Source organism: Aeromicrobium sp. UBA7512, assembly GCF_002476985.1.
In the GTDB taxonomy this organism is placed as follows: Bacteria; Actinomycetota; Actinomycetes; order Propionibacteriales; family Nocardioidaceae; genus Aeromicrobium; species Aeromicrobium phoceense.
The window spans coordinates 609,649-621,673 of record NZ_DLNK01000003.1; the positions used below are offsets into that span (position 1 = coordinate 609,649).

The following is a 12,025-nucleotide window of genomic DNA, read 5'->3' on the forward strand; positions in this document are numbered from 1 at the left end:
AGGAGCACCATGACCACTCATCGATCTCCGCGCAGGACCGGCCTCTGGCTGGTCGGCGCGACCACGTTGGCGTTGACCGCGTCCGGGCTGGCGTTCAGCTCGAGCTCCGTGTCGGCCGCTCCCCCACCGGCGCCGTCCGGTGGCGCGGCGGCCGTCGCCCCGGGCTACATCAACTACGTCGCACCGCGTGCCGAGATCTCGTCCACCCCCGACCGGGCGGTGGAGCTCAAGGGCAAGCGCGTGTCGAAGCAGTCGGTCCAGAAGCAGCAGAAGGCCCTCATCAAGGCCAAGCAGGTCGACCGCAAGCACAGCCAGGGCAACCCGGCGGCAGCGCGTCAGCTGGCCCGCGTCGAGGCGGAGTCGCTGCGCACGGGCCGCAGTCCCAAGGAGGTCCGGGACCGGCGGTTCAAGCAGGCCAAGAGCACGCAGCAGGCGAAGCTCCTCACGATCCTCGTCGAGTTCAACGAGCAGGCGAACGACGACTTCACCGGCAGCTACGTGCCCGACGGCTACGGCTCGGACACCTGCGTGCCGGGCAACGTGCAGAACGGGCCCACCCACAACCAGATCCCGAACCCGGCGAACAGCGACCTCGAGGACAACAACTCCATGTGGGTGAAGGACTTCTCGCCCGCGCACTACAACGCGATGCTCTACTCGAAGAAGGGCATCACCCAGCGGGTGCGCACCGACCTGCGCGGCCCTGACGGCCGCCGCGGCATCGACATCTCCGGCTACACGATGAAGAACATGTACGAGGAGATGTCCAAGGGCGCGTACACCGTCGGCGGAGCGGCGACGCCATGGGTCACCGTGGACCGCTCCGAGGCGTACTACGGCGCCACGGTCTGCCACCAGGACGAGAACGGCGACTGGGTCTACGGCGCGGTCCAGGACATGCAGGGCCACCCCGACAACCCGCTCGGTGCTGGCCAGCTGCCCATCGACGCGGTGGCGGCGCTCGCGAAGGCGCAGCCGAACTTCCCCTGGGCCGACTACGACACCGAGGACCAGGGCGACACCGACGGCGACGGCAACCTGCTCGAGCCCGACGGCGTGATCGACCACGTGGTCCTGGTGCACGCCGGCGAGGACAAGTCCGGCGGTGGCGGTGCCGAAGGTCCGTACGCGCTCTGGGCGCACTCGTCGGCGGTCGCCGGCGGCGCCCCGGTGCCCGGCACGAACCTGCGGCTGTCGAACTACATCGTCCAGCCCGAGGACTCCGGCGTCGGCGTGTTCGCGCACGAGTACGGCCACGACCTCGGTCTGCCCGATCTGTACGACACCGCCAGTGGCGGCGACTCCGACGTGGACTTCTGGGACCTGATGTCCTCCGGCTCGCACTCGGGCCCGATCTTCCAGTCGATGCCCACCCACATGGGCATCTGGGACAAGTGGATCCTCGGCTGGGCCGATCCCCTCGAGATCGACCCCGGCGACCGCGCCAGGACGGTCAAGGTCGGTCAGACCAGCCGGACGCCCAAGGGCTCCGAGGACGGCATCAAGATCAACCTGCCGGACAAGATCGTCACGCGGGCCACCCCGCACAGCGGCGACAACATGTGGTGGGGCAACAACGACCAGAACTGGGCGATGAACTCGCTGTCGCGCACGATCGACGTGCCCGACGCCGCGGACGCCCGCTTCTGGATGTGGAACAACTACGTCATCGAGCAGGACTGGGACTTCGGCTTCGTCGAGGTCTCCACCGACGGCGGCGCGACGTGGACCCCGCAGAAGGTCTACGACGAGGCCGGCGAGGAGGTCACCACGCCCGACGACTACCCGGATCCCAACGGGAACCTGGCCACCTTCGGCAACCGCAGGTACGGCCTCACCGGGACGAGCGACGGCTGGCGTCACGACTACATCGACCTCAGTGCCTGGGCGGGCGACACCATCCAGGTCCGGCTGATGCAGTCGACCGACGCGGCGTTCACCGAGCGCGGCTGGTTCGCCGACGACTTCTCGGTCACCGGCGGCGGGGCCACCACCTTCACCGACGACGTCGAGAGCGGCCTCAACGGCTGGACCGCCACGATCGACTCGTGGGTGGCCGGTGAGGCACGCGGTGCCGGCTGGGTCATCGACAGCGGCACCACGTCCAACGCGCAGTACTACATGGTGGAGTGGCGCAACCTCGACGGCTTCGACAAGGGCCTGAAGTACGCCTACGACACGACGTACCAGAAGCTCGGCGAGGACGGCGCCTGGAAGGTCGAGAAGATCCGGTACAACGCGCCCGGTGCCCTCGTCTGGTACCGCGACACGTCGTACGGCGACGCCAACCACGTGCTGAACAACCTCACGGACCTGCCCAGCACGGGCGCCAAGGGCGGCCTGCTCATCGTCGACAGCCACTTCGACCCGCTCCGCCGGACCGGGGCGAACGCGGCCAACGACACGAGCACGCTGAAGAACCTGCCCTCGCGTCCGCAGTCGTCGAACGCGGCGTTCAACCTGTTCGGCAGCTACGCGTTCCGCGAGTGCACCACGCAGCCGGACTTCACGAACGAGGCGTGCAACCGCTTCGGCTCGCAGCGCGCGGTGCGGTCGTTCACCGACGACCGGGGCTGGTACCCCGGCATCGAGGTGCGGGGCAGCAGCCTGTTCTACCGCGACGCTGACGCCTCCACGGTGGTGCCGTCGGTGGGCAACGCCCCGTACAGCACGCGGGTCGTCGACGAGAACGGCGCGCCGCGGACGGACCTGTACGGCACGGACGTCGGACTGGCGACGCCGCTCGGCTCGGGCAACCCCGAGGACGACGGCGTCGGCTACGGCACCGGCGTCAGTGTGCAGAAGTCGTTCCGCGGGAACATGGAGGCCCTGCTGAGGATCACACCGCCCACGGCGCCGTAGCCGAGAGGCGAGCGGGTCTCGATACACCCGCTCGTTCCTCGCGGGCACTCGACCACCGGCAGTCCCGGTGATCGAGTGCCCGGGGTCGTGCCGGCAAGGCGACGAACGGTCTCGATACACACGCTCGTTCCTCGCCGGCGGTCCCGGTGATCGAGTGCCCGGCGAGGAGCGAGACGGGTGTATCGAGATCAGGCTGGAGCCGGGGAAGCGTCAGCCGAGGAGTTCGGCGACCTGCGCCTGGCCGAGCCGCTTGAACTTGCGGGGCTGGCTGCGGGTGCGGTCGAGGACCGCGACCTCGAGGTCGTCCGGGGCGATCGTGCGGGCGGGCTCGGTGTCGTTGCCCAGGGCCGTGAGCGCGAGCCGCAGCGCCTCGGCGAGCGGCAGGTCGGGCTGGTAGTGCGCGCCGAGGTGCTCCTCGACCTTGTCGCTCTGGCCGCCCATCACGCCGTAGGCGGGCACGTCGGCCACGGAGCCGTCGTAGGTGAGCCGGTAGATCTGGTCGCCGGCGGGCGTCGCGCCCACCTCGGCGACGAAGATCTCCACCTCGTAGGGCTTCTCTCCCCCGCTGGAGAAGATGGTGCCCAGCGTCTGCGCGTACGCGTTGGCCAGTCCGCGGCCCGTGACGTCGCTGCGGTCGTAGGAGTAGCCGCGCATGTCGGCCAGTCGCACGCCGGCGATGCGCAGGTTCTCGAACTCGTTGTAGCGGCCCACGGCGGCGAAGCCGATGCGGTCGTAGATCTCGCTGATCTTGTGCAGCGCGCGCGAGGGGTTCTCGGCGACGAAGACGATGCCGTCGGCGTAGCGGACGACCGCGACGCTGCGGCCCCGGGCGATGCCCTTGCGGGCGAAGTCCGCCCGGTCCTTCATCAGCTGCTCGGGCGAGACGTAGAAGGGGGTGGTCATGGCGCTCCTAGGTCAGCGGGGCGGACGGGCCGTCGGGCGACTGCATGCGCCCGCCGATCACGACGTCGGCGATGGCAGCGGTCTTGGACTCGTCCCACGCACGGTAGCCGTCTGCGGTGATGACCGAGACCAGCGGGAAGATCCGTCGGGTGAGGTCGGGTCCGCCGGTGGCGGTGTCGTCGTCGGCCGCGTCGTAGAGCGCCTGGATCACGGCGGTGACGGCGTCGGTCTCGGACATGCCCGTGCGGTAGAGCTTCTTGAGCGAGCCGCGGGCGAACGTGGAGCCCGAGCCCACCGAGTGGAAGGTGCGCTCCTCGTTCTTGTTGCCGGTGACGTCGAACGCGAAGATGCGGCCGCACTGCGCCTGGAGGTCGTAGGCCGCGAACAGCGGCACGACCGCGAGCCCCTGCATGGCCATGCCGAGGTTGCCGCGGATGAGCGTGGCGAGCCGGTTGGCCTTGCCGTCGGTGGAGAGCGTCGTGCCCTCGATCTTCTCGTAGTGCTCGAGCTCGACCTGGAACAGGCGCGTCATCTCCACCGCGATGCCGGCGGTGCCCGCGATGCCCACGCAGCTGAACTCGTCGGTCGGGAAGACCTTCTGGATGTCGCGCTGGGCGATGACGTTGCCCATCGTCGCGCGGCGGTCGCCGCCCATGACGACTCCCCCGTCGAACGTGGCGGCGACGATCGTGGTGCCGTGCGTCACGTCGAGCCCGGAGACAGAACCCACGGCGGCGTTCGGGAGCAGGTCAGGAGCCTGCGTGGCGAGGAACTCGGTGAACGAGGAGGATCCGACGGCGCGGAAGCCTCCATCGAGCATCACTGCCCGCCCTTCTGGACAAAGCTGCGCACGAACTCCTCGGCATTCTCCTCGAGGACGTCGTCGATCTCGTCGAGGATGGAGTCGACGTCGTCGTCGAGCTTCTCCTTGTGCTCGGTGTCGACAGCGGGAGTCTCGACCTGCTCCTCGTCGACGTCGCTCTTGCGGGTCGTCTTGTGCTGTTGCTCGGCCATGTCTCCACCCTATCCACTAGCGGCCCGTGATGGCCCTGAAGAGCTCTGCGGCGGACTCGACGCGTCCGAAGAGTCCGTCGACGTGTTCGGCGGTGCCCTTGAGGGGCTCCATCGTGGGCACCCGCTGCAGCGAGTCGTGCCCGGGCAGGTCGAAGATCACCGAGTCCCACGACGCGGCGGCGATGTCGGACGAGAAGCGCTGCAGGCAGCGGCCCCGGAAGTAGGCGCGCGTGTCGTGCGGCGGCTCGGTGACGGCCTCCTCGATCGTGGCGTCGTCGAGGAGTCGCTCCATGCGGCCACCGGCCACCAGCCGGTGGTAGAGCCCTCGCTCGGGGCGCACGTCGTGGTACTGCAGGTCGATCAGGTGCAGCTTCGCGTGGTCCCACTCGAGGCCGTCGCGCTCGCGGTACTGCTCCAGCAGCGCGAGCTTGGCCACCCAGTCGAGCTCGCGGACGAGGTTCATGGGGTCGTCGGCCAGGCGCGTGAGGACCGACTCCCACTTCTCCAGCACGTCGAGGGTCTGCGGGTCGTCGTCGCCCTGGCTCTCGACGAACTTCTTGGCGTGCTCGAGGTAGTGGCCCTGGAGGTCGAGGCCGGTGATGGTGCGGCCGTCGGCCAGCTTCACCGCCGTGCGCAGGGTGGGGTCGTAGGAGATCTGGTGCAGGGCCCGCACGGGGTCGGCCAGCTCGAGCGGCTCGGGCAGCGCGTCGGCCTCGATCATCGCCAGCACGAGTGAGGCGGTGCCGTGCTTGAGGTAGATGGACGTCTCCGAGAGGTTCGCGTCACCGATGATCACGTGCAGGCGGCGGTACTTCTTCGGGTCGGCGTGCGGCTCGTCGCGGGTGTTGATGATCGGCCGCTTGAGCGTCGTCTCGAGGCCGACCTCGACCTCGAAGTAGTCCGAGCGCTGGCTGATCTGGAAGGCGTGGACGCTGCCGTCCTGGTTCTGGCCGACCCGGCCCGCGCCGGTGATGATCTGGCGGCCGACGAAGAAGGGCGTCAGCTGGCGCACGATCGACAGGAACGGGACGTCGCGGCGCATGAGGTAGTTCTCGTGCGAGCCGTAGGCCGCGCCCTTGTTGTCGACGTTGTTCTTGTAGAGCATGATCGGCGCCACGCCGGGCACCCGGGCCGCCAGCTGCGCACCGCGCAGCATGACCAGCTCACCGGCCTTCTCCCAGCGCACCACGTCGAGCGGGCTGGTGACCTCGGGGCTGGAGTACTCGGGGTGCGCGTGGTCGACGTAGAGCCGCGCCCCGTTCGTGAGGATGATGTTGGCCAGGCCCATGTCCTCGTCGGTGAGCTGCGAGGGGTCGGCCACGTCGCGGCCGAGGTCGAACCCGCGCGCGTCGCGCAGTGGGCTCTCCTCCTCGTAGTCCCAGCGGGCCCGGCGTGTGAGCCCGTTGGCCGCGGCGTAGGAGTTGACGACGTGGGTGGCCGCCACCATGGGGTTGGCCAGGGGCTGTCCCTGCACGGCGATGCCGTACTCGACCTCGGACCCTTGCACTCGTCGGACGCTCACGCCTTCACCCTACGCGGCACGGCCCCGTGATCCCGGGTCTCCGAACGCGGCGGACACGGCGGACACGGCCGACACGGCCGACCGCGGCCCCCGCCTCCACTTTTGTGACGCCGTTCGGTTGCTGAGGCCGGCCGAGGCCGATTCGCGTCACAAAAGTGGGGTGGGACGCGGGACGCCCACCGGCCCATGTCGTCGCCAAGCTCCCATGGCGACCGGGCGGTCGCTGACGTACCCGCCGATCACCACTTCCGGAGCGTCGTACGAGCTCTGCTCGCGGGCTGACAAGGAGCCAAGATCCACCGAGCCGTACCTCGTCGAGTACTCCGCATCGAGCAGAGCTGACAGGCTCTGAACATCATCGTGTTCGCGGGGGACGATGCGCAGTTCGAGGTCTGTGCGTCCGGCTCCTGCAGACGTCACGGCAGGGGCCGTTCGGCGGGCGATCCGGAAGCGTGCGATTCCCTGGTCGCCTCCGAGTCAGAGGATCTTGCCGAGGTGCACCGAGTCGTCGTACTCCGCGTAGAAGCCGAAGGCGGGCACGTCCACGTAGCCCGCCGAGCGGTACAGCGCGATGGCCTCGGGCTGCTCGGTGCCGGTCTCCAGGACGAGGCGCGTGATGCCCTGGCGGGCGGCGCTGCGCTCCAGCTCGTCGAGCACCTGGCGCGAGAGGCCCTGTCCGCGGTGCGAGTCGAGCACGAACATGCGCTTGATCTCGCCGTCGGTGTCGCCATTCGGGCCACCGCGGCGCCAGCCGCCCATCGCCACGGGGATCTCGTCCACGTAGCCGATGAAGAAGATCCCGTTGGGGTGGTCGAACTCCTCAGGGGCCATCGGCGAGGAGTCGCCCACCTCGCTGGCGTATCGCCGGACGTACTCGGCCTGGACCAGCTCGGTCAGCTTCACGGCGTCCGGGTGGTCATAGCGGACCACGCGCAATTCGAGTGTCAGAGGTACTGTCCCGTGTTCGCGACCGTGTCGATCGATCGACCCGGCTCATTGCCGCCCTTGCCCGTGATGAGCGTGCGGATGAAGACGATCCGCTCACCCTTCTTGCCCGAGATCCGCGCCCAGTCGTCGGGGTTGGTCGTGTTGGGCAGGTCCTCGTTCTCCTTGAACTCGTCGACGCACGCCTGGAGCATGTGCTGGACCCGCAGGCCCTTGCTCTGGTGGTCGAGGAAGTCCTTGATCGCCATCTTCTTCGCGCGATCGACGATGTTCTGGATCATCGCGCCGGAGTTGAAGTCCTTGAAGTACAGGACCTCCTTGTCGCCACCGGCGTAGGTGACCTCGAGGAACTGGTTCTCCTCGCTCTCGGTGTACATCCGCTCGACGGTGCGCTGGATCATCCCGTGGACGCAGGCCGTGCGGTCGCCGCCCCACTCGCGCAGGTCGTCCTCGTGCAGCGGCAGCGTCGTGGTGAGGTACTTGCTGAAGATGTCGCGGGCGGCCTCGGCATCGGGGCGCTCGATCTTGATCTTCACGTCGAGGCGGCCCGGACGCAGGATCGCCGGGTCGATCATGTCCTCGCGGTTCGAGGCACCGATCACCAGGACGTTCTCCAGGCCCTCGACGCCGTCGATCTCGCTCAGCAGCTGCGGCACGATCGTGTTCTCCACGTCGGACGAGACACCCGAGCCGCGGGTGCGGAACAGGGAGTCCATCTCGTCGAAGAAGACGATGACCGGGGTGCCCTCGCTGGCCTTCTCGCGCGCCCGCTGGAACACGAGGCGGATGTGCCGCTCGGTCTCGCCGACGTACTTGTTCAGCAGCTCGGGGCCCTTGATGTTGAGGAAGTAGGAGCGACCCTCCTCCCCCGTGCGCTCGCTGACCTTCTTGGCCAGGCTTGCGGCGACCGCCTTGGCGATCATCGTCTTGCCGCAGCCGGGCGGGCCGTAGAGCAGGATGCCCTTCGGCGGCTTCAGCTCGTGCTCGACGAAGACCTCGGGGTAGAGATAGGGCAGCTCGACGGCGTCCTTGATGATCTCGACCTGGTTGCCCAGTCCGCCGATGCTCGTGTAGTCGATGTCCGGGACCTCCTCGAGGACCAGCTCCTCGACCTCGGACTTCGGGATGCGCTCGTAGACGTAGCCGGCGCGGCTGTCGAGCAGCAGCGAGTCGCCCGCGCGCAGACGCTGGCCCGCGAGGACGTCGGCCAGGCGCACGACCTTCTCCTCGTCGGCATTGCCCAGGACGAGGGCGCGCTCGCCGTCGGCCATGAGCTCCTTGAGCATCACGACCTCGCCGACCTGCTCGAACTCCAGGGCGGCGACGACGTTCATGGCCTCGTTGAGGATGACCTCCTGGCCCTTGCGCAGGCCGGTCTTGTCGACCGCGGGGCTTACGTTGACCCGCAGCTTGCGGCCGCCGGTCATCACGTCGACCGAGTCGTCCTCGTTCAGCTTGAGGAAGGTGCCGAAGCCCGTGGGCGGCTGGGCGAGGCGGTCGACCTCCTCCTTGAGCGCCACGATCTGGTCGCGGGCCTCACGCAGTGTGGACGTGAGGCGCTCGTTCTGGGCGGCCGTGCTGGCCAGGCGCGCCTCGACGTCGGCGAGGCGGGCCTCGGCGTACCTGTCGGTGTACTCGCTACCGGTCATGTGACACCTCCTGGAGGGGTTGCTATGACCCTACCCGGCGACGACGTCCTCACCAGTCCATCTCGGAACGATCGTGTTGCGATCCGGTTGCGTCAGTCCACGTCGGCCGGTCGCGGGCCCACGTAGTCGGGTCCGTAGGCGCCGGGAGCGGGTCGTCGCGTCTTGGGCATCGGCCGCTGCCCGGGGGCGAGTCGGCGGGCCGTGACCAAGAAGGCGGTGTGCCCGTTCATCTTGTGGTTCGGCCGGACCGCCAGGCCCTCGAGGTGCCAGTCGCGCACGAGCGTCTCCCACGCGTGCGGCTCGGTGAAGCCCGCCGACTCGCGCAGCGTCTCGACGAACCGCGACAGCTGCGTGGTGGTGGCGACGTAGCCGCAGACGATGCCGCCGGGCACCAGCCGCTCGAGCGCGAGCGGGATGCAGGTCCAGGGGTCGACCATGTCGAGGATGATGCGGTCGACCTCGGGTCCGTCGGCCGCGTCGCGCAGGTCGCCGACGGTGAGGGTCCAGGTGTCGGGCACGCCGTGGAGCGCCTGCTCCACGTTGGCGCGGGCCTTCTCGGCGAAGTCCTCACGCAGCTCGTGCGACTCGAGGTGCCCCTCGGGTCCGATGGCGCGCAGGAGGTAGGACGTGAGGCTGCCCGAGCCGGCGCCGGCCTCGATGACGCGCGCGCCGGGAAAGATGTCGGCCTGGACGAGGATCTGCGCCGCGTCCTTGGGGTAGATGATCGCGGCGCCGCGCGGCATCGAGACGACGTACTCGAACAGCAGCGGGCGGAACACCTGGTAGGGGAACTCCAGCGACGTCTCGACGACGATGCCCTCGGGGCGGCCGATGATGTCGTCGTGCCGGACCTGGCCCTTCTTGGTGCTGAACTCCTTGCCGGCGACGAGCTGGATGTTGTGTTTGCGGCCCTTGGGATCGGAGAGGCGGATCCATTCGCCCTCGACGAAGGGTCCGGTGCGTTGGTGGTTCATCCGGCTTCACGATAGGCGCGGTCCACCGAGGACGCGAAGAGGGTTCCCACCACGGTCCCCCGGCCGTCCACCAGCGCGTAGGCGTTGGCGGGGTTCTCGGCCATCGCGACCAGCAGGTCGCGGCCCTTGAGGTCGACCGAGATCGGCACGGCGCCGGTCGGCGGAGGCTCCGGACGCATCAGCTGCTCGGCTCTCAGAGCGCCGATTCGCGCGAGCGCGACACCTTGGCGCAGGGCGTAGGAGGCGCCCTGCCAGAGGAAGAGCGCGACGGCCAGCAGCAGCAGCGCGCGGCCGATGGCGAAGGTGTCCTCGCCGAACAGCATCGAGACCGCGATGGCCATGAGCACCAGGGCGGCGGCGCGACCGATCCAGCCGGCCACGCGGACGCCCTTCGCCTCGCTGCCCGTGGTGGCCCAGATCAGGGCGCGCAGCACGCGACCACCGTCGAGCGGCAGGCCCGGCAGCATGTTGAAGACCGCGATCAGCAGGTTGATGAAGCCCACGGACCACAGCACCGAGTACGTGGCGCCGGAGGTGATCTGCGCGCCCCACAGTGCCGCGAGACCGAGGACGAAGGAGGCCAGCGGGCCGACGATCGAGGTGACGAGCTCCTGCCACGGGTGGCGCGAGTCGCCCTCGATGCGGGTCTCGCCGCCGAGCAGGTGCAGCTCCACCGAGGAGACGCTCATGCCGAACCACAGGGCCGCCGCGAGGTGCGCCAGCTCGTGCAGGAGCACCGACACGTAGAGGCTCAGGACGAAGACGACGGCGGTCAGGTAGGGGTTGGGTCCCGCGCCGAGGGAGTCGAACTGCGGCGCGAAGACGATCACCAAGATGACGCCCATCACCAGCAAGGAGGGGCGCACGACGATGTCCGCGCCCGCGATGCGCGCGATGCGCCAACCGCCACTCATGGGTACAACCTACTGGCGCCGTGGCGGGCAGCCGGGACTTCGTCCGCAGTCGCGGACGTCGTGTTCACTCCGGTCCGCGGTCGGCGAGCCGGGCCAGGTCGGCCACGCTGAGGTGGGTGAGGCTGGTGACGATCGTGCGGCGGGGCGCCTCCGGCACGTTCACGGCGTGCGGCACGGCCACGACGTGGCAGCCGGCCGCGTTCGCGGATGCGGCACCCGTGCGCGAGTCCTCGATCGCGACGCAGTCGGCGGCCTCCACGCCGAGCAGCCGCGCGGCCGTCAGGTAGGGCTCGGGGTGCGGCTTGCCGTGGGTGACGCTGTCCCCCGTGACGACGGCGTCGAACCCGAGGGCCTCGACGACCGGCTCGGCGATGTAGGCGTACGACATGGTGACGAGCGCCTGGGGCACACCGGCCTCGCGCAGCGCGGTGATCAGCTCGACGGCGCCCGGCCGCCAGTCCTGCTTCTCGCGCAGGCCGGCCGCGACCCGCCCGCCGAGCCAGTCGGTGATCTCCTCGGGCGCCATGTCGGTCCCGATGCGCCGCTTGATGTAGACGGCCGCCTCGCGCAGGTCGCTGCCCACGAGCGTGAGCGCGTCCTCCTCGGTCCACACGGCGTCGTGCTGCGCGGCGAGCTCGTACTCGCCGTTGATCCACAGCGGCTCGGTGTCGACGATCGTGCCGTCCATGTCCCATAGGACGGCTTTCGGGTGCTTCCAGGGCGCATTCATGCTCTGACCTGCAGTTTCTCGAGAATTGGCGGCACTCAACATGGCTTCAAAACCGTCCGATGCGACTATCCATGCGACTATCCACCCTAGATCGGGGCCCCACGGCATAGAAATCCGGCGTGGCGCACGTCCCGCGTCCAGGTGCTTTCAGCACCGCAGGAAGGGTCCCGGCGCGCACCTGTCGGGTATGACGAACCACACCATCGCAGCCCCGATCCGCACCTGGGCCGAACTCCTGGACACCGACCGCGAGGTGCTGAACCGCACCGAGGTCGCCACCTTGCTCGACGTCGACCCGCGCACCATCGACCGGGCCATCGAGGACGGCACGATCAGCGTCGTCCGCCTCGGCCGTCGGCTCCTCATCCCCCGGCGCCCCTTCCTCGCCGCCTTCGGCGTCGACCCGACGAGTCGACCATCTTCGGAAGTCTCCTCATGAGCCCGCGCGCCAAGCCGACCTCCGCTCGCCCGCGACGCGAGAAGGGCACCGGCTCCATCAGCACGTACCCGAC

At 69.2% G+C, this 12,025-nt stretch carries 11 protein-coding genes; 2 read left to right on the top strand and 9 right to left on the bottom strand.

The window, feature by feature from the left end:
* Positions 1 to 9 precede the first annotated feature (9 nt).
* The gene (locus B2363_RS04950) at positions 10 to 2,862 is read left to right on the top strand and encodes an immune inhibitor A domain-containing protein (protein ID WP_286928832.1); all 2,853 of its coding nucleotides are present in this window, start codon (positions 10 to 12) and stop codon (positions 2,860 to 2,862) included.
* Between the two features lie 210 nt (positions 2,863 to 3,072).
* Here the strand turns inward: B2363_RS04950 and prcA are convergent, their stop codons facing one another.
* The 9 genes from prcA to B2363_RS04995 all read right to left on the bottom strand — a co-directional run bounded on the left by prcA (position 3,073) and on the right by B2363_RS04995 (position 11,513).
* Positions 3,073 to 3,765 carry a proteasome subunit alpha gene (gene prcA / locus B2363_RS04955; RefSeq protein WP_181755707.1) on the bottom strand — a complete coding sequence of 231 codons (693 nt, stop codon included), beginning with the start codon at positions 3,763 to 3,765 and terminating at the stop codon, positions 3,073 to 3,075.
* A gap of 7 nt (positions 3,766 to 3,772) precedes the next feature.
* Positions 3,773 to 4,585 (bottom strand): proteasome subunit beta, encoded by an 813-nt coding sequence (gene prcB, locus B2363_RS04960; protein WP_286929026.1) that lies wholly within the window; start codon positions 4,583 to 4,585, stop codon positions 3,773 to 3,775.
* The gene (locus B2363_RS04965; RefSeq protein WP_181755706.1) at positions 4,585 to 4,779 is read right to left on the bottom strand and encodes a ubiquitin-like protein Pup; all 195 of its coding nucleotides are present in this window, start codon (positions 4,777 to 4,779) and stop codon (positions 4,585 to 4,587) included. Before B2363_RS04965 ends, prcB begins: the two co-directional genes overlap by 1 nt.
* A gap of 16 nt (positions 4,780 to 4,795) precedes the next feature.
* Positions 4,796 to 6,301 (bottom strand): depupylase/deamidase Dop, encoded by a 1,506-nt coding sequence (gene dop / locus B2363_RS04970; protein ID WP_286928835.1) that lies wholly within the window; start codon positions 6,299 to 6,301, stop codon positions 4,796 to 4,798.
* A 477-nt stretch (positions 6,302 to 6,778) separates the two neighbouring features.
* Positions 6,779 to 7,231, bottom strand: a complete 453-nt coding sequence (locus tag B2363_RS04975) for a GNAT family N-acetyltransferase (protein WP_286928837.1) — start codon at positions 7,229 to 7,231, stop codon at positions 6,779 to 6,781.
* Positions 7,232 to 7,245: 14 nt separating this feature from the next.
* A complete protein-coding gene (gene arc / locus B2363_RS04980) occupies positions 7,246 to 8,895 on the bottom strand; it encodes a proteasome ATPase (RefSeq protein ID WP_286928840.1) in 1,650 nt (549 codons plus the stop codon).
* A gap of 92 nt (positions 8,896 to 8,987) precedes the next feature.
* Positions 8,988 to 9,869: a tRNA (adenine-N1)-methyltransferase gene (locus B2363_RS04985; protein ID WP_286928842.1), complete on the bottom strand. Its 882-nt coding sequence runs from the start codon at positions 9,867 to 9,869 to the stop codon at positions 8,988 to 8,990.
* A complete protein-coding gene (locus B2363_RS04990) occupies positions 9,866 to 10,783 on the bottom strand; it encodes a M50 family metallopeptidase (RefSeq protein WP_181755701.1) in 918 nt (305 codons plus the stop codon). Before B2363_RS04990 ends, B2363_RS04985 begins: the two co-directional genes overlap by 4 nt.
* A 64-nt stretch (positions 10,784 to 10,847) precedes the next feature.
* A complete protein-coding gene (locus B2363_RS04995) occupies positions 10,848 to 11,513 on the bottom strand; it encodes an HAD family hydrolase (RefSeq protein WP_286928843.1) in 666 nt (221 codons plus the stop codon).
* Positions 11,514 to 11,700: 187 nt separating this feature from the next.
* On the opposite strand from B2363_RS04995, the gene B2363_RS05000 reads away from it, so the two are divergent.
* The gene (locus B2363_RS05000; protein ID WP_286928845.1) at positions 11,701 to 11,952 is read left to right on the top strand and encodes a helix-turn-helix domain-containing protein; all 252 of its coding nucleotides are present in this window, start codon (positions 11,701 to 11,703) and stop codon (positions 11,950 to 11,952) included.
* The last annotated feature ends 73 nt before the right edge of the window (positions 11,953 to 12,025 follow it).